The 22,365-nt window shown below is 35.1% G+C and carries 20 protein-coding genes and 1 riboswitch; of the genes, 12 read left to right on the forward strand and 8 right to left on the reverse strand.

The window, feature by feature from the left end; all coding sequences use genetic code 11:
* Window positions 1–94 precede the first annotated feature (94 nt).
* Window positions 95–496 (forward strand): nuclear transport factor 2 family protein, encoded by a 402-nt coding sequence (locus tag GTK57_RS12535; protein ID WP_152873109.1) that lies wholly within the window; start codon window positions 95–97, stop codon window positions 494–496.
* A 78-nt stretch (window positions 497–574) separates the two neighbouring features.
* A complete protein-coding gene (locus tag GTK57_RS12540) occupies window positions 575–1,660 on the forward strand; it encodes a YheT family hydrolase (RefSeq protein ID WP_152873111.1) in 1,086 nt (361 codons plus the stop codon).
* A gap of 78 nt (window positions 1,661–1,738) precedes the next feature.
* Here GTK57_RS12540 and GTK57_RS12545 read toward each other — a convergent pair whose 3' ends face one another.
* Window positions 1,739–2,155, reverse strand: a complete 417-nt coding sequence (locus GTK57_RS12545) for an internalin (protein WP_152873113.1) — start codon at window positions 2,153–2,155, stop codon at window positions 1,739–1,741.
* A gap of 226 nt (window positions 2,156–2,381) precedes the next feature.
* Between GTK57_RS12545 and GTK57_RS12550 the strand changes: the two genes are divergently transcribed.
* The 8 genes from GTK57_RS12550 to GTK57_RS12585 all read left to right on the forward strand — a co-directional run bounded on the left by GTK57_RS12550 (window position 2,382) and on the right by GTK57_RS12585 (window position 11,475).
* A complete protein-coding gene (locus GTK57_RS12550; RefSeq protein WP_152873115.1) occupies window positions 2,382–4,019 on the forward strand; it encodes a CTP synthase in 1,638 nt (545 codons plus the stop codon).
* A gap of 36 nt (window positions 4,020–4,055) precedes the next feature.
* Window positions 4,056–4,913 carry a 3-deoxy-8-phosphooctulonate synthase gene (gene kdsA, locus GTK57_RS12555; protein WP_152873117.1) on the forward strand — a complete coding sequence of 286 codons (858 nt, stop codon included), beginning with the start codon at window positions 4,056–4,058 and terminating at the stop codon, window positions 4,911–4,913.
* 59 nt (window positions 4,914–4,972) lie between these two features.
* Entirely contained in the window at window positions 4,973–6,262 is a 1,290-nt protein-coding gene (gene eno / locus GTK57_RS12560) for a phosphopyruvate hydratase (RefSeq protein WP_152873119.1), read from the forward strand.
* 8 nt (window positions 6,263–6,270) lie between these two features.
* Window positions 6,271–6,666, forward strand: coding sequence for a septum formation initiator family protein (locus GTK57_RS12565; protein ID WP_152873121.1), 396 nt, complete (start codon window positions 6,271–6,273; stop codon window positions 6,664–6,666).
* Window positions 6,632–7,348, forward strand: coding sequence for a 2-C-methyl-D-erythritol 4-phosphate cytidylyltransferase (ispD, locus tag GTK57_RS12570; RefSeq protein ID WP_152873123.1), 717 nt, complete (start codon window positions 6,632–6,634; stop codon window positions 7,346–7,348). Before GTK57_RS12565 ends, ispD begins: the two co-directional genes overlap by 35 nt.
* A 115-nt stretch (window positions 7,349–7,463) precedes the next feature.
* A complete protein-coding gene (gene rodA / locus GTK57_RS12575) occupies window positions 7,464–8,600 on the forward strand; it encodes a rod shape-determining protein RodA (RefSeq protein WP_152873125.1) in 1,137 nt (378 codons plus the stop codon).
* A gap of 224 nt (window positions 8,601–8,824) precedes the next feature.
* Window positions 8,825–8,914, forward strand: a riboswitch (glycine riboswitch).
* A 136-nt stretch (window positions 8,915–9,050) separates the two neighbouring features.
* A complete protein-coding gene (locus GTK57_RS12580; RefSeq protein WP_152873127.1) occupies window positions 9,051–10,295 on the forward strand; it encodes a D-amino acid dehydrogenase in 1,245 nt (414 codons plus the stop codon).
* A gap of 271 nt (window positions 10,296–10,566) precedes the next feature.
* Window positions 10,567–11,475, forward strand: a complete 909-nt coding sequence (locus GTK57_RS12585; RefSeq protein WP_152873129.1) for an AEC family transporter — start codon at window positions 10,567–10,569, stop codon at window positions 11,473–11,475.
* A 60-nt stretch (window positions 11,476–11,535) separates the two neighbouring features.
* Here the strand turns inward: GTK57_RS12585 and GTK57_RS12590 are convergent, their stop codons facing one another.
* Window positions 11,536–12,186 (reverse strand): A1S_1983 family putative colistin resistance protein, encoded by a 651-nt coding sequence (locus tag GTK57_RS12590; protein ID WP_152873131.1) that lies wholly within the window; start codon window positions 12,184–12,186, stop codon window positions 11,536–11,538.
* A gap of 95 nt (window positions 12,187–12,281) precedes the next feature.
* On the opposite strand from GTK57_RS12590, the gene ispF reads away from it, so the two are divergent.
* Window positions 12,282–12,770 carry a 2-C-methyl-D-erythritol 2,4-cyclodiphosphate synthase gene (ispF, locus tag GTK57_RS12595; protein WP_163123878.1) on the forward strand — a complete coding sequence of 163 codons (489 nt, stop codon included), beginning with the start codon at window positions 12,282–12,284 and terminating at the stop codon, window positions 12,768–12,770.
* On the opposite strand, the gene GTK57_RS12600 is transcribed toward ispF, so the two are convergent.
* From GTK57_RS12600 to GTK57_RS12625, 5 genes are all read right to left on the reverse strand, one after another.
* Window positions 12,758–13,282 (reverse strand): protein tyrosine phosphatase family protein, encoded by a 525-nt coding sequence (locus tag GTK57_RS12600; protein ID WP_152873134.1) that lies wholly within the window; start codon window positions 13,280–13,282, stop codon window positions 12,758–12,760. The genes ispF and GTK57_RS12600 overlap by 13 nt on opposite strands.
* A gap of 84 nt (window positions 13,283–13,366) precedes the next feature.
* Complete coding sequence (locus GTK57_RS12605; RefSeq protein ID WP_194240566.1) at window positions 13,367–14,458, reverse strand: 3-deoxy-7-phosphoheptulonate synthase; 1,092 nt, start codon at window positions 14,456–14,458, stop codon at window positions 13,367–13,369.
* Window positions 14,459–14,585: 127 nt separating this feature from the next.
* Entirely contained in the window at window positions 14,586–15,476 is an 891-nt protein-coding gene (locus GTK57_RS12610; protein ID WP_152873138.1) for a sulfite exporter TauE/SafE family protein, read from the reverse strand.
* Between the two features lie 414 nt (window positions 15,477–15,890).
* On the reverse strand, window positions 15,891–17,450 hold the full coding sequence (locus tag GTK57_RS12620) for a PepSY-associated TM helix domain-containing protein (protein WP_152873140.1): 1,560 nt from the start codon (window positions 17,448–17,450) through the stop codon (window positions 15,891–15,893).
* A 390-nt stretch (window positions 17,451–17,840) separates the two neighbouring features.
* Window positions 17,841–19,916: a TonB-dependent siderophore receptor gene (locus GTK57_RS12625; protein WP_152873144.1), complete on the reverse strand. Its 2,076-nt coding sequence runs from the start codon at window positions 19,914–19,916 to the stop codon at window positions 17,841–17,843.
* Window positions 19,917–20,176: 260 nt separating this feature from the next.
* Between GTK57_RS12625 and lpxB the strand changes: the two genes are divergently transcribed.
* A complete protein-coding gene (gene lpxB, locus GTK57_RS12630) occupies window positions 20,177–21,346 on the forward strand; it encodes a lipid-A-disaccharide synthase (RefSeq protein ID WP_152873145.1) in 1,170 nt (389 codons plus the stop codon).
* Between the two features lie 78 nt (window positions 21,347–21,424).
* Here lpxB and GTK57_RS12635 read toward each other — a convergent pair whose 3' ends face one another.
* The gene (locus GTK57_RS12635) at window positions 21,425–22,342 is read right to left on the reverse strand and encodes a LysR family transcriptional regulator (protein ID WP_152873147.1); all 918 of its coding nucleotides are present in this window, start codon (window positions 22,340–22,342) and stop codon (window positions 21,425–21,427) included.
* Window positions 22,343–22,365 lie beyond the last annotated feature (23 nt).

Consider the following 22,365-nt stretch of genomic DNA (forward strand, 5'->3'; position numbering starts at 1 on the left):
TTCCTCCCTTTTTAAAGAGGGATTGTGGTTGATGAGCCCCCTTTGCTAAAGGGGGCTCATTAAAGATGGAAGATAACAAAAAAAGGAATTTAAAATGACGTTAGAAACCACCGAAAAAGCCATTGCACGTTGGCATGAAATGTTAGAAACACGTGATATGAGCATCCTTAATGAATTGCTAGCCGATGATGTTGTATTTCGTTCACCTGTGGCATATAACCCTTATGCAGGTAAGCAGGTTGTATTTTTTATTCTGAGTAATGTCATTCAGGTCTTTGAAAATTTTACATATCATCGTGAATTTTTAAGTGAAGATGGGTTGAATGTGGTACTTGAATTTTCCGCGAGTATTGGTGAGAAAAAATTAAAAGGCATCGATATGATTCAATTTAATCATCAAGGAAAAATTATAGATTTTGAAGTGATGATTCGACCAAAAAGTGGATTAGAAGCTTTAGCTGTCCTTATGGGGCAACGTATGCAAAATATGAAATAGCTGTGTTGAATGAATTGTTTTTGAGATAGGCATGTTTTTTGAACGTCAATATTGGGTTAATTTTGGTAGATCAATAAAATGAAATTGAGTGTTAAGAATGTTCGTAAAATATCTTCCATGACCTTAGATAAAGTCACTGGCGCAGAAGTGCCGAAACTTTATTGTAAGCCTGATGGGTATTTGAAAGACATTTTGGATCAATTGCCACAGCTATCTCAAAAATATCGACCAACGCCATGGTTAAGTAATACGCATGCACATTTGTTATATTTCGATTTAATCAAAAAAAGATTTGTACATCTTGAATATGATTTGATTGAGCAACTTGAAATGCAAGACGGTGGTATCACGGGTATTGCTTGGTACGGTCTCCATTTACCCTCTGAGACACCTACAATTGTGGTCATGCATACAATAACAGGTTCGCCTGAAAGTATGCGTGAGTTGGTGCGTGATTTACATGATTACACAGGATGGCGAATTGCTTTATGTTTACGCCGTGGTCATGCAGATTTACCTTTAACTGTGCCTCAGATGAATCTTTTTGGGTCAACTGCAGATTTAAAAGAACAAATTTCTTATATTCAACATAAATTTCCGAAATCAAATTTGTATGGTGTCGGTTCGTCTGCAGGTACGGGTTTACTTGTCCGTTATTTGGGTGAGGAAGGTGATAAAACCCCATTGAAAGCAACTTTTGCGCTATGTCCGGGTTATAACACCGAATTGGGCTTTGCAAATGTTCATCCTGTTTATAGTAAAATCATGACGCAGAAGTTATTTAAAAGATTTATTGTGCCTTATCGGCAAACGTGGAGTTCGACGGAGTCTGTCGCAGAAGTATTACAAACTAAAACCTTGGTGGAATTTGAAAAAGCTTATTTTGCTTTGGCAGGTTTTGAAAATTATGAAAGTTATACTCAAGCAACAAATCCAATTTATGTTTTTGAAAATATTAAAGTCCCTTTACTTATTTTAAATGCTGAAGATGATCCTGTTTGTCATATTAAAAATTTCTATCCCTATCAGCAAACGATTGAATCTATGGATGATGTAGCTGTTATTACAACCAAAAAAGGCAGTCATTGTGGATTTTATGAAGGGCTTCATTCACGTTCTTGGGCGACAAAATTAATAAGTGATTTTTTAAAGAAATTTGAATAAAGGTGTCAGAAATAAAAAAAACCAGCAAAAGCTGGTTTTTTTTATTTCTAATTTGCTAGGTCTTATAAAAATAATAACTTAGTTTTCTAAAGCAGGTGTTGCTGCTGCAATTGCTGCTGCGACTGCATCATCTTCAGATTGATTGCTCGTGCTACGGTTTGCTTTAGGCTGAACAGCGGGCTTTTCTTCAACTTTTGGTGTTACTGCTGCAATAGGAGCAGGAGTTACGCTTTCTGTTGTTTCAGTAGGTTGTGCTTCTTGAACAGAGCGACGTATTTCAGTTGTTGTATTTTGAGTTTCAGTACGCTCAATCTGAACAGTCTCAGGGATAGCTTGAGGAGCTTCTTCAACAGGCTGTTCAAGTGGTTGAAGATTTACAGGTTCAGATGAGGCAACATCAGTTTGCTCTTCTTCTTTCGGTGCTTCTTTTTTTACGCATGCTGTTAATAATAAGCCGGTCGCAATTGCTGCACAAATTAAAAGTTTTTTATTCATAATGGTAAAAATAGTAGCTTGAATGGATTTTACTATTATAGCAGTAAATTAAAATATGAAAATCCTATAAATGATTGGAATGACATAAAGCAAAAATGATTATAAAGTGATCAATTGTCGAATGTTCGAAGAATAGATGCGGAATGACTTTGCTTTATGGGTACAAGGTAAAGTAAAATCACGCAACATTGTAAGCCGATTTAGGCTCGTTTGTATGAGAAACCCAATGACCCATTTTATTTTCGTTACTGGTGGTGTTGTATCATCACTAGGTAAAGGTATTTCAGCTGCTTCAGTTGCTGCACTTTTAGAAGCTCGTGGTTTAAAAGTAACCATGGTCAAAATGGATCCATACATTAATGTCGATCCAGGGACAATGAGCCCATTCCAACACGGTGAAGTTTTTGTCACAGAGGATGGTGCTGAAACTGATTTAGACTTGGGCTATTACGAGCGTTTCTTACGTCGCGCGAAGATGACAAAGTTAAACAACTTTACATCTGGTCGTGTATATCAAGACGTATTGAACAAAGAGCGCCGTGGTGATTACCTAGGTGGTACAGTTCAGGTTATTCCGCATATTACGGATAATATTAAAGAACGTGTAATTCGTGCAGGCGAAGGCTATGACGTTGCGATTGTGGAAATTGGCGGTACAGTAGGTGATATCGAATCACTTCCATTTATGGAATCTGTACGTCAGTTAATGGTTGAGCTTGGTCATAACCGCACTATGCTCATGCATTTAACATTGCTTCCATACATCAAGTCTGCAGCAGAACTTAAAACAAAACCAACTCAGCATTCTGTTAAAGAATTGCTTTCGATTGGTATTCAACCCGATATTTTAATCTGTCGTACAGAATACGATGTAGATGCGGATACAATTCGTAAAATTGCATTATTCACTAACGTACAAGCACGTGCAGTGGTTGTATGTAAAGATGCAAAATCTATTTATCAAATTCCACGTACGTTCTATGAACAAAATGTTGACGATTTAATTTGTGAACGTTTTGGTTATAACGATTTACCAGAAGCCGATCTTACAGATTGGGATAATGTTGTTGAAGCATTATTAAACCCTGAATACACGGTTCGTGTTGCAATGGTGGGTAAATATGTTGAACTTCCAGATGCTTATAAATCTGTAAACGAAGCACTTTTACATGCTGGCGTTAAAAACCGCGTTAAAGTTCAAATTGACTATGTCAATGCTGAAGAGCTTGAAAGCCAAGATGTTGCGACAGTGTTAAAAGATGCTGATGCAATTTTAGTTCCAGGTGGTTTTGGTGAACGTGGTACTGAAGGTAAAATGAAAGCAATTCAATTTGCTCGTGAGAACAAAGTTCCGTTCTTAGGTATTTGCTTAGGTATGCAGTTGGCTGTAATTGAATATGCACGTAATGTTGCGGGCATTGCAGATGCGACATCTACAGAATTTAACCGTTCTACTAAGTCACCACTCATTGGCTTAATTACAGAATGGTTAGATGAGCGTGGTGAAGTTCAACAACGTAATGCTGAATCTGACCTTGGCGGCACAATGCGTCTTGGTGCTCAAAAATCTGAATTGGTTGAAGGCACTAAAACACGTGAAGTTTATGGTCATGCTGAAATCATCGAACGTCACCGTCATCGTTACGAAATGAACAACCGTTTTATTCCTGCTCTAGAAGAAAAAGGAATGAAAATTTCAGGTTATTCACCGGTACAACACTTAGTAGAAACTGTTGAGATTCCTGCACATCCTTGGTTTATCGCTGTACAATTCCATCCAGAATTTACAAGTTCACCACGTGATGGACATCCATTATTTGCTAGCTTTATTGACGCTGCTAAACAGCAGTACAAAAAAAACTAAATAATGGGTTTTTAGGATCAAACTAGGGAAATTTAAATGTCAGCATTAAAACCACAAGAAATTGTAAGTCTTGGCGATATTCAAATGGCGAATCATTTACCATTTGTATTATTTGGTGGAATGAACGTACTTGAGTCGAAAGACTTAGCTTTTGAAATTGCTGAGACTTATGTCGATATTTGTACACGTTTAGGTATTCCTTACGTGTTCAAAGCAAGTTTTGATAAAGCCAATCGTTCAAGCTTAACCTCTTTTCGTGGCCCAGGCTTGGAAAAAGGACTTGAGTGGTTAGCTGACATTAAAAAACACTTCAATGTACCAATCATTACTGATGTACATGAACCTTATCAAGCTGCACCTGTTGCAGAAGTTGCTGATATTATCCAACTTCCAGCATTTTTAAGCCGTCAAACTGACCTTGTTGAAGCGATGGCAAAAACAGATGCCATTATCAACATCAAAAAAGCACAGTTTTTAGCACCGCATGAAATGCGTCATATTCTAAATAAATGTTTAGAAGCTGGAAATGACAAGCTTATTCTTTGTGAACGTGGTTCAGCATTTGGCTATAACAACCTTGTTGTAGATATGCTTGGCTTCGATCATATGAAAGAAATGAATGTTCCTGTGTTCTTTGATGTAACACATGCACTTCAAACTCCAGGTGGACGTTCTGACTCTGCGGGTGGTCGTCGTGCTCAAATTACAACATTGGCACGTGCGGGTATGGCAACAGGTTTGGCTGGTTTGTTCTTAGAGGCTCATCCAGATCCTGAAAAAGCGAAGTGTGATGGTCCTTGCGCATTGCGTATGTCGCAACTTGAACCATTCTTAGCTCAGCTTAAAGAATTAGATACCTTGGTAAAAGGCTTTAAAAAGCTCGATACACATTAATTATAGACACATTGATGCCTTCTAAAGCATCTCGTTATTAATCAACAGAGGAATTGTTCATGAGTCAAATCGTTGACATTCGTGCACGTGAAATTTTAGACTCTCGTGGTAACCCAACCATCGAAGCTGACGTAATCTTAGCATCTGGCGTGGTTGGCCGTGCATGTGCACCATCTGGTGCTTCAACTGGTTCTCGTGAAGCTTTAGAACTTCGTGATGGCGACAAAGCTCGTTATTTGGGTAAAGGTGTTAAAACTGCGGTTAATAACGTAAACACTTTAATCCGTGATGCTTTATTAGGTAAATCAGTCTTCGAACAAAAAGACATCGATAATACGATGATTGCGTTAGATGGTACTGAAAATAAAGAAAAATTAGGTGCTAATGCAACTTTAGCTGTTTCATTGGCTGTTGCTCGTGCTGCTGCTGATGAAAAGAAAATTCCATTGTTCCAATACATTGCAGATCTTCGTAACAATACGAACTTGATCATGCCTGTACCTATGATGAACATCATTAATGGTGGTTCACATGCGGACAATAATGTTGATATTCAAGAATTTATGATTGAGCCTGTTGGCTTCACTTCATTCGCTGAAGCTTTACGTGCAGGCGCTGAAATCTTCCATTCTTTAAAATCAGTTTTAAACAAAAAAGGTTTAAATACTGCAGTTGGTGATGAAGGTGGTTTTGCGCCAAACCTTCGTTCTAACGAAGAAGCGATTACTGTTATTCTTGAAGCAATTGGTCAAACAGGCTACAAAGCAGGTTCTGATATTATGCTTGCGCTTGATTGTGCATCTTCAGAATTCTACAAAGATGGTCAGTACATTCTTGCAGGTGAAGGCAACAAAGCATTCACTAGCAATCAATTCTCTGATTACCTTGCAGGTCTTGTAAACCAATATCCAATTATCTCTATTGAAGATGGTTTGGACGAGTCTGATTGGGAAGGTTGGTCTTACCTAACAGAAATTCTTGGTGACAAAATCCAATTGGTTGGTGATGATTTATTCGTTACAAATCCTAAGATTTTACAACGTGGTATCAATGAAAAAGTTGGTAACTCGATTTTAATCAAATACAACCAAATTGGTACGTTAACTGAAACTCTAGATGCAATCTATCTTGCGAAAGATAATGGTTACTCTACTGTAATTTCACACCGTTCAGGCGAAACAGAAGATTCTACAATTGCAGATCTTGCTGTGGGTACTGGCGCAGGTCAAATTAAAACTGGTTCACTTTGCCGTTCTGACCGTGTAGCGAAATATAATCAATTACTTCGTATTGAAGAGTTGACTAAAGCTGCTTATCGCGGTAAAGCTGAGTTTAAAGGTTTAAACTAAGCGACTATATGTTAATACTACGTTTATTCGACTCAATTTCGAGTAAAGTGTTATTGGGCCTCGCGATCATTTTGATCGCGGGGTTTCAGTATGCCTATTATTTCGGTGAAGGTGGGGCGTTAGACCATCAAAAACTGACTCAAAAGATACAACAACAAACAGAACTTAATGTAGATTTAAAAGAACGTAATCGCATTTTAGCGGCAGAAGTATATGATTTGAAAAATGGTGTAGAAGCCATTGAAGAACATGCTCGCTTAGATTTAGGCTTAATTAAGCCACATGAAACGTTTATTCAAATGAGTACAATTAGTACGCAATATAAACCCTTATATGTTAATCCTTATCAAAACTCAGACTTAAGAACAAATGAATCAGAAGAAGAGCTTCCTCCAAACCAATAAGCTTTGGGCTGTCATTCCTGCTGCAGGTTCGGGAAGTCGATTTTCTAAAACAGAATTGAAGCAATATCAAAGTATTTTGGATAAAACTGTTCTTGAGCATTCTGTTCAGCGTTTAAATCAATTGCCATTGTCAGGTTATGTACTTGCCATAGGTGAGCAGGATAATGTTGCCAAAACTTTAGATTTAGCAGAAAAAGATAAAGCACATTTTTGTATTGGTGGACAAGAAAGAGTTCATTCTGTATTAAATGCACTCAATTATTTAATTGAAATTGCATCGGAAGATGATTGGGTTTTTGTGCATGATGCAGCACGTCCTTGTGTAAGTGAAGCATCTTTAATTCAACTCGTAGAAACAGCTGTATCACAAAATACTTGTGCTATTTTGGCAATACCAGTTCGTGACACACTTAAGTCTGTCGCTGAACATCATCAAATTGATAAGACGGTCAGCCGTGATCATTTATGGCAAGCGCAAACGCCACAAATTGCTCGTTTAGGCGATTTAAAAAAGGCAATTGAAAAAGCTTTATTCGATAATATTGTCATTACAGATGAAGCCAGTGCATTAGAATATGCGGGTCATGCTGTTAAGGTTGTGCAAGGGCGAGCGGATAATCTCAAAATTACATATCCTGATGATTTAGTGCTTGCATCGCTGATTTTACAATCACAAAAATAAATTTTATGTTTATTAAAGCAATTATCAATCATAACGCTCATATTTCCGATTCCAACTCCTAGATATTGCTCATATAATTAGATGTATTCGGAACCTAAAATAAACTTGAAAGCTAATGATACCATCACAGCAGTATCGTTTTTTACGTCACGCACTACGTGATGGTAGAAGCATTAATGATAAATCATCAAAATGGACTAAATTACATTTAGACCCATGGTTGTTGTGCTTTTTAATTTTAAATGCAGTTCTTGGTTTAATGGTTGTGTACAGTGCAACTGCCGAAGACTCGGGTATGTTGCTAAGGCAGTCAATTAGCTTTGGTAGTGGCTTTGTCATAATGTTTTTATGCGCCCAAGTTCCACCTAAAGTTTATCAAGCAGTCAGCCCATATCTTTATATATTCGGCATATTTATGCTGCTCTTGGTTTTCGTGATTGGTGAAACAAGATTAGGTGCAAAACGTTGGATTACCTTGCCGGGCATTGGGAGTATGCAACCCAGTGAGGTCATGAAGTTTGCAATGCCACTGATGATGGCTTGGTATTTTGCAAAACGTGCTTTCCCACCGAAATTAGTACATATCATCATTGCGCTTGTTTTAATGATGATTCCGTTTATTCTGGTTCTTTTACAACCCGATTTAAATATTGGTCTGATTATTCCAGGTATTTTCGTTCTTTTTTTAAGTGGAATGTCTTGGCGTTTGATTGGTGGGGCGCTTACAGCATTTGCTATAACAATGCCTGTCATTTGGATGTTTGTTTTACAGGAATATCAAAAAAAGCGCATATTAACGCTTTTCGATCCTGAAGCAGATGCACTTGGTGCAGGTTGGAATATCATTCAGTCAAAAATTGCAATTGGCTCTGGTGGCTTAATGGGGAAAGGGTTCTTAGAGGGAACACAATCTCATTTGGGTTATTTGCCTGAACATCATACAGACTTTATTTTATCGACCTATTCAGAAGAATTTGGCTTTATTGGTGTATTTTTATTATTTAGTTTATATGCCGCAATTATTTTTCGCTGCTTATATATCAGCATGAATAGTTACGATAATTTTGGCAGATTGATGGCAGGTGCAATTGGTCTGACATTCTTTTTCTTTGTATTTTTAAATTCTGGAATGGTCAGTGGTATTTTACCTGTTACCGGTGATCCATTGCCATTGTTGAGTTATGGTGGAACGGCTGTTATTAGCTTGCTTGCAAGTATGGGTATAGTCATGTCAATTCATACTCATAAATAAAATTAATAAGATGATCAAAGCCCTGAAAAAGGGCTTTTTTTATGTCAGATGGATCGGTTAAAAGCATAAAAATATACGACTTAAGTTGTAACAATAGTTCAATGCAGCTCTATTGTATTTACATTGTTTAATCTATAAGCTTATTCCGAGCGTAAATTAGACATCTTAGAAATTAAAAGAATTTAAACTTTAAATTGGTATAAGAATTGCTCGTATTAAGACAATAGATTATTGCAGGAGAGAAGCACATAGAAGTGCTCGCCGAAGGAGCAACACCCCAGGAAACTCTCAGGCAAAAGGACTGTAATAATCAAAAAATCTGGAGAGAAGTGCATATAAAGGCACTCACCGAAGGGGATGGTTGATTCATTTTTAATGATAGATCGAAGCTCTCAGGTACAAATGACAGATGGGGCATACACAAGGAACAGAGCGTCCAAAGGAGTGCTTATGCCACATATTATTGTAATTGGTGCTGGTATTACAGGTGTTACATCTGCATATGAACTTTCATTACTTGGTTATCAAGTGACAGTTCTAGATCGACATTTATATCCCGCAATGGAAACATCTTTTGCAAATGGTGGTCAGCTATCAGCATGTAATGCTGAAGTTTGGAATCAGAAATCTACAATTCTGAAAGGGATTAAATGGATGTCGCAAAAGTCGGCACCACTTTTACTCAATCCATCTTTCAGTCTACATAAATACAGTTGGTTATTTGAGTTTATGGGGAATATTCCTCATTATGAAGCGAATACACATGAAACAGTGCGTTTGGCTTTATTGGCGCGTAAACGCTTGTTTGAAATTGCAGATGAAGAAAATATCGATTTCAATTTAGAAAAGCGTGGGATTCTGCATTTTTATCATAATAAATATGATTATGATGTTGCGATTAAAGTGAATGACATGCTGTGTAAAAGCGGTCTTGAGCGACACGGTGTAACAAATCAAGAAATTAAAGAAATTGAGCCAACATTAACAGGCGACTACTACGGTGGTTTTTATTGCCCAGGTGATGCGACAGGCGATATTCATAAATTCAGTACAGGATTGGCGAAAGTTACTGAAAATAAAGGTGTTAAATACTTATTCGGCACCAATGTGACAGATGTAAAACATCATTCAGATCATGTTGAAGTCATTTACAGTAAAAGTGATGAAAACATGAAAGATGAAGATCTTGAATCTACATCTTTGAAAGCAGATGCGATATTGGTTTGTGGTGGTGTTGGAAGTTACCAGCTTGCAGATATGTTGGGTGATCGTGTCAATATTTATCCAGTAAAAGGTTATTCAATTACGGTAAATTTAAACGATGCCAAAAGTGTTGAAAATGCACCTTGGGTTAGCTTACTCGATGAAAGTGCAAAAATTGTTACTTCACGTTTAGGCGAAGATCGTTTCCGTATTGCAGGAACTGCGGAATATAATGGTTATAACCGTGATATTCGCGCAGACCGAATTCAGCCTTTGGTCGATTGGGTAAATCGTAACTTTGATGTGTGCACGGAACATGCAGTTCCTTGGTCAGGTTTACGTCCAATGATGCCAAATATGATGCCTGTTGTTCGTGAAGGTAAGCGTGAGCGCGTCTTCTATAATACAGGTCATGGTCATTTAGGTTGGACTTTGTCTGCGGTAACCGCTGCAATGATTAGTCAGATTATCCACGCGAAACATCCTGTGTAAATATTAAATGCTTTATGGGTCTTTTAATACTTGTAAAGCAATATCAATAAATGCCTGTGTTGCTGGTGTAACACGGGCTTTATTTTTTACAGCAAGTCCAATCTAAAGCTTTATATTAGGTTAATCAAAGGCTAATGCTTTTTTTAATAACGAATAATTTGAATACTTCATTTATTTTCAATCAATTTTAAAATACTTAGAATTGCAGATTGAGAAACATGATTTTTTATGTACACTTCTATTTTCACTAAATAAAAAAGTATTTGTATTCATGTCTTTATTGATTTTTGTATCTTTATTTCCGCTTATTGCACTTATTGTAATGGGGTATGTACTTAAGCAAAAACTATTTGTTGATGATGTATTTTGGAAAGGTGCAGAAAAAGTAAATTATTATCTATTTTTTCCCACAATGTTATTTCTGAATTTAGCATCTGCCGATATTAATGCGAATGCAATTCATCAAATCATGTTAGTCATTGGTATTGCATTTGCAGTAGCGATGAGCGTACTTTATTTATTAAAAAGTATAAACAAAACATCATCTGGACGTTTTGGTGTTTATGTTCAAAGTATTCTTCGTTTTAATACTTATATTGGTTTAGCTGTTGTTGCATCATTATTTCAGCAAAAAGGAATGACAATTTTTGCAATTATTTTAGTATTTTGCATTCCTATCGTGAATATTTTATCTGTTTTGGCTTTTACAAGTGCAGATCAGATGAAACCCTTAAAGGTGTTTATTTCTTTATTAAAAAATCCATTAATTATGGGCTGTATAGTTGGTGGTTTATTTAATATTTCAGGATTAACACTTTGGGTAGGTTTTGAAAATTTTTTGAAGCAGTTAGCCTTATGTAGTTTGCCTTTGGGTCTAATGTGTGTTGGTGCCGCTCTACAATTTAAAGGTTTAGGGCGAGATATATTACCAATAACATCGAATACATTGGCACGTATGTTTATTATGCCAAGTTTAGCATTTGTTTTATGTTACCTATTTAATATCCCAAAATTAGAAACACAAATATTAGTATTGTTTTTTGCATTACCAACAGCATCTTCTTCTTATATTTTAACCAAGGTTTTAGGTGGTGATAGCCGTTTAATGGCAAGTATAATTAGTATTCAAACGGTATTTGCTGCGCTTAGTTTACCTATTATTTTGTATTTTCTTTTTTAATGAAGAAAGTGATTAATCTAAAAAAGCAGATTAATGAACCTGCTTTTTACTACATCAGTATTAATCATAAAGTCTATAAATTCCGACAAATCTTTCGCAATTTTTTTGCTCAGTTTTTACCAATAAATAAGCTTTACTGTAATTAAATTGATACTTACAGTCATTTTCATTGTCTGTAATATTATTTTTTTGCTCAGTTGTTGAGTAGGCTAAAAAAGGAATAATTTGCTTTTCTAACTTATTATTTGGATTACGATATGCAATGCCTTCAACTTTTATATTATTTTTAGTGAGTTGATGAATTTGAATATAAATAGGTTGAAATGCTATTTCACCATTTTCATATTTTAAATAATGCTGAGTTAAACTTTGATTCATTGATGTATAAAAATTAAGTTGCTCAAGGCGATTATCAAATTGTTGTTTATAACAATTAAAACTTTTGCACTGTTTTAAATGGTTTACCCAAAGTTTCTCTGTATCTTCAATTAAACGTAGTGGGGCATCTGTTATTAAAGTTGCTGTTAATGTCTTTTCTTCAATTGCATTACGTTCAGTTATATATTGAGCTGAACATGCTAATTTTAGAGCAGAATTATTTTGACTAGAACAATTCAGGCCTTGGGCAAATGCTGAAGGCGAAGCCATGCAACTCAAAAAGAATATTGAGCCTAAATATTTAAAAAGATTAATGTCTGTTTTCAACAGCATGATCGCTTATACTTTCACTACGTTGTTTGCTTACTATAGCGAAATAGAAAGCATGAATACAAGATTTCGATGATTTATTTATGAAGGAGCTGAATGTGATTGCACAAATTCGAATTGGACAAGGTCTTGACGTTCACGCATTTGAGGAAGGTGATTTTGTTACGCTTGCGGGCATTCAAATTCCACATACGCATGGTCTAAAAGCACACTCAGATGGTGATGTTGTGTTACATGCTTTATGCGATGCCTTATTGGGTGCATTGGCTTTAGGTGATATTGGACAGCATTTTCCAGATACAGACCCCAATTTTAAAGGTGCTGACAGTAAAGTACTTTTAAAACATGTATATCAGCTTATTCTAGATCGTGGTTATCGCTTAAACAATGCAGATATTACAGTCGCTTGTGAACGCCCAAAACTTGCAAAACATAATTTAGAAATGCGTCAAAGTATCGCTAATGTTTTAAATGTAGATGTGACTCAAATTAGTATTAAAGCCACAACCACAGAACAACTAGGTTTTACAGGTCGTCAAGAAGGGATTCTATCTACGGCAACAGTTCTTATTGCTCACGCAAAATGATCGGGGCTAATTAACGATTGTTGTAAATCTTGTGTTGCTTTACGACCTTGAAGTTGTAAGGCAACAGCATGAATTAAGCCAGTCCACGTTTCATTTGGTTCCCAAACTTGATGAAACTGTTCTTGTGCAGTTGGCATATCAATATTCATATAATATTGACGATATAAGTACATAAGGCTAGCAACGCGATGATTCTGAGCGCAGTGAATCCAAACCATTTGTTTTTGTACAAGATGATCAATCAAGTCTAGAATAAGTAAGCACTGATCATCTGAAGGTGTATCCCAAAGAATAGGCACATGAAAATAATTTAAACCTAATTCTAAACAAATACGATCTTCATTTTCTAAATGTGGATCTGCATCCACCAAAGCTAAATTAATGACTGATGTAATGCCATATTCTTTAATCGCTTTGAACTGTTCTTCTGATGGTTGCCCAGAACTAAATAAGTGTTCATGAATAAACTGAAAATTAGATATTTCAGATAATTTATTTTCAATGTCATTCATATCGTCTTTCTTTTTAAACCAATATGAACCTTACTATAAAGCAAAACGCCATCTTATCGATGGCGTTTTTGAATTTTCTTTCTATTAACGATGAGGTAATACATCTTTTAAAGCTGCATCCATTTCTAGAAGCACTTTTTCAGTTGTTTCCCAGTCGATACAGCCATCTGTTACAGACTTGCCGTATTCGAGGTCACATAGATTAGCAGGGATGTCTTGACGACCACCTTTTAAATGACTTTCAACCATAACACCAACAATAGACTTATTACCTTCTACAATCTGTTCTGTTAAGTTTCGAAGCACAAGAGATTGTAAGTACGGGTCTTTATTTGAGTTTGCATGGCTTGTATCAATCATAATTTTGCCACTTACTTTTGCTTTAGCTAAAGCTGCTTCAGTGTCTGCAACAGAGCCTGCATCGTAGTTTGGTTTACCATTACCACCACGTAATACAACGTGTGCGTAAGGATTGCCGCTTGTACGAATTACGGAAACTTGTCCATTTTCGTTCAAACCAAGGAAGCTATGACTGTGTTTAACAGATTGCATTGCGTTGGTTGCAACAGTTAAACCACCATCTGTACCATTTTTAAAGCCAACAGGAGATGATAGACCTGAAGACATTTCACGGTGAGTTTGGCTTTCTGTGGTACGTGCGCCAATTGCAGACCATGAAATTAAATCTTGGTAATATTGCGGTGAGTTCGGGTCAAGTGCTTCAGTTGCACAAGGCAGACCTTTTTCATTCAATTCAACTAAAAGTTTACGACCAATACGTAAGCCTTTTTCAATATTGAAAGAATCATTCATGTCTGGATCGTTAATTAAACCTTTCCAACCAACTGTTGTACGTGGCTTTTCAAAATAAACACGCATAACAATGTATAAAGTATCTTTAACTTTTTCACTTAAGACTTTTAAGTGATCTGCATATTCATGAGCCGCAACAGGGTCATGAATAGAACACGGGCCAATAACAACAAATAATCGTTTGTCATTACCATCTAAAATATTACGAATGATTTCACGACCATGAAGTACTGTTTGATAAGCAGTTTCAGTCAAAGGTAGTTCTGTTTTTAATTGTGCTGGAGTTACGAGTGGTTGAAAACTTTCAATATTCACGTCGTCGATATCTGGCTGTGTAATTTGATTTGACTGTAGAGTATTCATTGCCGTCACTGGTTTGATTATACAAAAGGTTGCTTAATAGCCCGAATATAACATGAATGCCATGCATCTTTGTTATAAAAAAGACGAATACTAGTTTGAAAAAAAAGTGATGAATCGGGTATTTAATTTAACCGAGCTGATTTTTTTCAATATTTAAAACCATTGCAGATGTTGGTTTTTCAACAGGTTTTGCTTTTACAGGATTCAACATGAAGTTTATACCCAGTGCAAATAATGTAATTCCTAATATTTTACGAATCAGTTTTTCAGGCATGCGTGAACTAATTAAAGTACCCACAACAATTGCTGGAATAGAACCGCAAAGCAACCATCCTAATAATGTGAAATCTACATTACCCGAGCTCATATGACCTAAACCTGCAACTAAGGTCAGTAAAACTGCATGTACAACGTCTGAGCCAATAATACGAATCATGGGTAAATTCGGGAACATTAAAATAAGTGCCATAATGCCGAAAGCACCAGCACCTACAGAAGAAAGCGTGACAAAGACACCTAAAACGATACCCATAAAAATAATATAAGGACGTTTTGATTTTGCTTGTTGTTTAATGATTTCAATATCATCGGTTAATTCTGTTTGATGTTGCTTACGCAATTTATTGAAAAATCGCTCAATATGACCACGGAATATAATTGAAATGCCTGTAAGCGTTAGCATGAAACCTAAAACAGTTGTTAAAACTGATTTATAGTTTGAAGATTGGCTTAGATAATTATCTAAGACCCAATGTGTAGCAAATGATGCAGGAATACTACCAACAGCTAACCAAATAACGATTGGCCATACGATATTCATTTTTCTAGCATGAACCAAAGAACCGCAAAATTTAGAAATTGCGGCATAAAGTAAGTCTGTACCAATAGCAATATGCGGTTCAATTTTATAAAGACTAATCAAAATTGGTGTCATTAGCGAACCACCACCAACCCCCGTTATTCCTACACAGAAACCAACTAAAACACCTGCTAAAATAAACTCGATTGGGCCAGCCATGAAAAATCGCCAATTATGAAAAAACGTGCATATCTTATGACTTTAAAAGATAAGCTGTTGTCTTGATTAACGATTTGCTTATGCAAAAAATTGCTAAAGAATCTTATTGATGATCAATATCCTAATTTTTGATTTTAGGTTTTAAATCGTTTTTAAATAAAATAAAGATGGCTAAAATAGGTGTTGTGAAAATCCAAATACTTAAAAAAGCTATTGATAAACCATATACATATGTTAAAAGTATCAATGCTAAAATAAAAAATAAGCTTGATATAATTTTAGTTCTTTTTGTATTTTTAGAGAAATATTTTAATGGGCTATTTAATATTTTTTTACACTGTTTTTCGCTTGAGTAATAAAAGCCATAAGTAGATAAAAGAATAAAAAACAAACTCATTACGAGGAGAAAAATCTTCATTTTGTATATCCATTATTCGCTTTATCTTTTGCAATTTTGGCTTTTATTTTTTCATGAGATTTGAATTTTATGGGCTCAATTCGCTTATAAAGAAAAATGGCAAAAAGGATAAACATTAAAATAGAAATATCTATTCGAACAATTTTCCAATAGCTGAAATGGGCTGTTTTTACTAAAAATTCTGATATGTATATTGCATCTACAATGATTAATGTAAAACCTAATACAATGAATATTTTTAAAAATATTTTCCATAAATACTGTTTGGCAATAAATAATGAAAGAATAAATGATACGAGCCACGCGCTAAAGAATACGAATGTTTCTGTGCATATAGGCTTAAATATTGAATTTAGTCGATATGTCAAAAGGAAACTTAATATTGAAATTCCTAAGCCAATGAGAGCTGTAATGTTTAGTCGATTAACCAAATAATGCCCAAAATGAAATGCTTGAGTGTGTTTCTGAATTTGTCTTTTTAAGCTCCATAGCAAAAGTCCTGAAGCAATCATCACACAGCCTAAAATCCCAGATATGAATAGTGCGATTCGTAAAAAGGGTTGTGCAAAGGTCATCATATGAATGCCGTAAACACCAGCACTTAGTTTAGCTACAGCGCTTTGATTTTTAATGCTTGGTCGAATTTCACCTGTGACAGCATTGAATGTAGTTTGTGCGACATTCTGCGTAATGGTGTGATCTTCTAATGCACTGAATGTTGCTATGGCTTCGGATGTATTTGGATTTTTGATAGTAATAATATTGAGAGAAACATCGCCCATATTTTTCCGTACAAGATTTTGCATTTGTATAGAACTTAACATTTTTTCTGTTTGAAAACTGGGGTTTTCAATTGTTTTTACATTACGTATTTCTTCAAAAAATTGGAAATTATTTTCTGGATAAGTCTTTTGTATTCCTAAGGGGAAATATAGGTAAAACAAGATAGCTAAGCCTGTAAATGTAATGGTCAGAAAAAAAGGTAAAGCGATTACAGAACTAACATTATGTACATCTAAATAAGAGCGTTGTCCTTTAAAAGCACGAAGGGTAAAGAAGTCTGTGAATATTTTTTTATGTGTGATAATCCCTGAAATTAAACTGATGAGCATAATAAATGCAGCAAATGATACGATTGTGCGAGCAAGTAAAATAGGCATGCCATAGAGCTGAAAGTGAAATAAATATAAAAATTCACCTGCTTGGTTGTTTGAGACTTCTAATTCTTTTGCTGTATTTGGATCTAAAACTTTGCTATTAAATTGTCCATCTTGTGTTTGCCAAAATATTTTATTTACAGGGTTATTTTCATTTGCAATTTGCAAGTACCAGCTTTTAGCATTTGATGCATTTTTTTCTAAATAATTTAATGCACTATTAACAGCTACTTCTTGCTTGACTTGCATATTGGCAAGTTGTGGCTGACTCCATAAATTAATTTCATGGCGGTAATAGGTTAAAGAACCAGTTAAAAAAATAGTAAATAAAAACCAACCCAAAAGAAGACCGATCCAAGAATGTAACCATGCCATAGATTGACGAGCAGAGCTTTTCATTATTTATCCTAAAGTTTTGCTTAAAATAAATAGCAAGCTAAATAAAATGAGACTGAAGATTGTGAGTTTCATTAGAGATTGAATAATAAAACTATAAATAACAAAAATAATAAAAAAGAAGATCGTAATAAATGCGGCAAGATAAATTGCTTCAGCATTTCCCATGATGAATTGAAATAGCAAGGTAAGATTAAAAGCAAAATAGTTAGCACATAGGCAACCAACGATAAATGCTAAGAAAAATCGATAAAAAATGGTCAAAGCGTGCCAATGCTTAGAGTCTGTACTGATCATTTTACCTTCTATAACATTTGAATAGTGATTGGTGCGAAGTATTGAAATAAAAATATACAGTCTGCAATTACAGACCGTATATTTTAGAAAGTTTAGTTACCACTTATACGTTACACGCATATCTACAGAACGAGATGTGCCATAGTAACAATAGAATGAACAAGAACTTACATATTGTTTATTGGTTAAGTTCGTTGCATTGAGTTGGATATTAAGCTGTTCATTTAAAGGATAGCTTGCCATTGCATCGACTAATGTATAGGAATCTACTTTATATCCCGCATAATATTGTTGATCATCAGTACTACCAACATAACGTACGCCTGCACCAATACGTAATCCATCAAGTGGATGATTCCCTAAGAATAAATATTGAAGTTTTGCAGAGAATTGATCATTAGGGATAGCAGGAGTGCGAATGGTACTTGTAGTTGATAAATCTTGTTTAGAGTTGTTGTGGGTATAAGCAAATTGTGTAGATAGGTTATCTGTCACATTTAAGTTAGCTTGTAACTCTACACCTTTGTTTGTACGCTTACCAACCTGAGCAGAAATGTTCGAGCTATCAGCAACAAGTGCATTTTTTTCTTTTAAATCGAAGTAAGCAAGTGTGATATCGCCATCAATCCACGTAGGTTTGTATTTTAAACCAATTTCATATTGTTCACCTTCATATGGTTTATAGCCACGACCATTAGCGTCTTGCCCAGTTAATGGTCTGAAAGATGTTGAATAGCTAATATATGGAGAAATACCATATGGCGCATGGTATATAACACCAGTGTTATAAGAAGTGTGATTTACCTTATAACTATCGTGTGTAGCACCTTGCTGTGATTCACCTTCAGCTTTATCGTGGCGTACACCGACATTGACTTCAACTAAATCATTCCAATTCATTTGGTTAGATAAATAGAAACCGAGTTGTTTTGTATCTTGGGTATAAATATCACCAGTTCTAGCAAAATTAGGTGTATGAACTGGGTTAAATAGATCAATATCGGGAGCACTCCCAAATCCATTATTTACACCATCTGTTTTATTTTTTTGGTAATCAATACCCGCCATAATTTTACTGGTAAAAATTCCTGCGTTAAATTCTTTAATGAGTCGATTATCGATACTATATGTATCAGATGTACCATCTGTAAGACTATAACCACGCTTACCGATGCGATCATTATCAGAGCCATAAACGAAAGTACTAGTTAAATAGTTATTCATATGACCAAAACGGAAATTTTGTGCAAAACTTAATCCGTTATCAAACTCATGTGAAAATTCATAACCGGCAGAAACTTGCTCTAGCTTTAAGCGATCTGTATCTGGTTCACCTAAATTGTCTTTAGGATTAATTGTACCGTGTGGCGTATTAATTAAAGTACCCCAAATAGGGAGAAAGCCTGAGGTAGGCACACCATCTTTCTTTAAATAACTGGTTAAAACAGTAAGATTAGTTTTATCTGAAATATCCCATGCAAAACTAGGTGCAAAATAATAGTGCTTCATATAAGCACCATCCATAAGGCTGTCTGCCTGACGGTATAAACCGACTACACGATAGCGTAATGAGCCATCTTCATTGAGTAAACCACTATAGTCTGCACTAGCTTCACGTTGATCTAAATTACCAGCACTTAGATTAAACTCACCTTGAGGTGTTTTCGTTGGGCGTTTTGATACAAGGTTAACATTTCCCCCTGAACCAGTAGCACCGTAGTTAAATGAATTAGAACCTTTAACAACTTCTAAGCGTTCTAAGCCATAAATTTCAGGCTCCCATAAAAAAAAGCCATTGGGCGCTAATGCTGTACCATCTAATGTTTGACTAGCATCAAAACCGCGGATTTTAAACCATTGAGATTTATTATCTAGACCATAGGGTTGCGATAAAACACCGGCCTCATAACGTAAAGCAGCATCTAGTTTTTTTGTACCATCATCTTTAATTTTTTGTTCAGTAATAATATTTGCTGATAATGGTTGATCAAGAAGACTATCACCTGTTTTTTGTGCTGCGCCAACCACAATTGTTGGGAGGGTAACAGAATCATTATCTTGTTTAGTTTTACTTGGTAATTCATCATCTGCATAGGCATTTGTGTGAGCTATGAGTGTAGTAGATGATATGCATGCCATCATCAAAATGAGAGGCTTTAATTGGGTTTTCATCGCTTATATACATGTAATGTTAAACAGCATCATCTTAAATGATAATTATTATCTTTTGAATAGAAGGTTTATTATTAACGTAAATTAAACTTACTACTTGCAATTTTATTTTCCTATATCAATGTTTTTATGTGATTCGTGTGACATACAAGAGCGTGTTTTTTATGCATAGGTTAAATCTAATATTTGTATTTCGTTTAAATTTTAAGGACTATGTTAAAATTCAATTCAATCTGCATAGATAAAATAAGGAACTGGATTTGCAAAATCGAAAGCTTAAAATTGGAATTGTGGTTGGGGAAGTCTCAGGTGATACGCTTGGGGCTAAACTAATACGTAGTTTTCGTGAGCAAGGAATAGATGCCGAATTTGAAGGTATTGGTGGTCCTCAAATGATTGCAGAAGGCTTTAAAAGCGCTTACCCAATGGATATTCTGTCTGTAATGGGGATTGTTGAAGTACTTAAAGATATTAAAAAATTATTTGCTGTGCGTGATGGTTTAGTTGAAAAATGGACTAAAAATCCTGTAGATGTATTTATTGGTATTGATGCACCAGATTTTAATTTACGTTTATCTAAAAGCCTTAAGCAAAAGAATTTACCCATTAAAACAGTGCAATATGTGAGTCCATCTGTCTGGGCGTGGCGTCAGGGGCGTGTTCATGGCATTAAAGCCAATATTGATTTAGTTTTATGTTTATTTCCTTTTGAAAAAGCCTTTTATCAAAAGTTTAAAGTACCTGCAGCGTTTGTTGGTCATCCACTTGCAAGCCAGTTACCTTTGGAAAACCCACTAAATTCTGCAAAACAAGAATTAGATTTAGATATTGCACAAAAGCATATTGCATTATTACCAGGAAGTCGTCGTGGTGAAGTTGAGCGCTTAGGACCTTTAGTTTTAGACGCAGCACAAATTATTTATAAAAAATATCCTGAATATATATTTCTTGTTCCTGCAATTAATGACGCACGTAAACAGCAAATTGAAGCATTATTAAATAAATATCCTAATGATTTTAAAGCCAATGTTAAATTGATGGAGAATACGGATACAGAATCTAAAATTGGTCGTCAGGTGATGAATGCATCTGACATCATTGCTTTAGCTTCAGGAACTGCAACGTTAGAGGCAATGTTATTACACAGACCAATGGTGACATTTTATAAGCTGAATTGGTTAAGCTATATTATTATTAAATTATTGGCAAAAATTCCTTATTATTCTTTACCTAATATTATTGCAGGGAAGAGGATTATTAAGGAATTAATTCAGCAAGATGCCACGCCTGAAAAACTGGCAATTGAAATTGAAAAATTGATGGATGTTGAAAAATCTCAAATACAAGTCATGCAAAATCTGACGATGCATAAAAAGTTATTGGCTGGAAATAGTGAAGATCCGGTGAAAGCAATTTTAAATATTCTTTGAACGTTTTAACTTTTAAATTAAAAAATCGAGTCTAAGACTCGATTTTTTTTGTGCGTATAGAAGTCGACTTAAAATAGCCTAAGCAAAAATTTGATTGATTTCCTTCCTCAAAAAAATATGCCGACTATTTTCAGTTAAATCTTTATGCCAATACATCCCAATATTCAATTCTGGCATGTCTACAGGAACATCAAAAAAGTTGAGATTTTCAGCAGCTTGTAAGTGCATCAGTACATTTTTAGGAATAGTTAAAATTGCATTTGGATATTGTTCCAAAATTTGTAAGGCAGTTGAATAATGCTGACAGCGCAAAAAAACTTGTCTTGAATGTTGCTTTTTAGACAAATAAATATCTTCAACCAACATTCCTGTGCGTCGTGAAGAAACACCAATATGAGGGGAGTTCAAATAGACATTTTGATCTATAAAACTCAATTGTGAACACGCAACAAAATGATCTGACATTAACGCTGTAAACTGAATTTTTTCATCAAAATGACGTTCTAAATCGATGACAAAATCAATTTGCTGAGAGGCAAGGTCAGCTAAAACAGTCTTTCTATCTAACTTACTACTTAAAAATTGAATGTCTAAATTATGTTGCTGAAAGTGTTGAACGAGCTTGGGAAAAATCATCGGCTCAATTTCATCATGTATCGCAATTTTTAAACTTTGAACCATATTCGGTTCAAATACTTTTTTCTGAACTGAAATATTTTGAATGGTCGAAAGCGCTTTTTTAATGGATGAATAAATTTGTTCTGCAAAAGGCGTCGGGAGCATTTGACCACTTGCACGTACAAATAAATCATCATTTAATTGTTGTCTTAATCTTTGTAGAGCATGACTCGCGGCAGATTGACTAATACACAACATTTGAGCCACTTTTGAGATGTTTTTATGTTCATAGATCGCAATAAATAAAGGATATAAATTGATATCTATTTTATGAAATAGTGATAAATCAATGACGCTTTTATTATGCAAATTATTCATAGCAATATATTTAGTTAAATCAT

It is taken from the genome of Acinetobacter portensis, from assembly GCF_010646905.1.
Taxonomy (GTDB): domain Bacteria; phylum Pseudomonadota; class Gammaproteobacteria; order Pseudomonadales; family Moraxellaceae; genus Acinetobacter; species Acinetobacter portensis.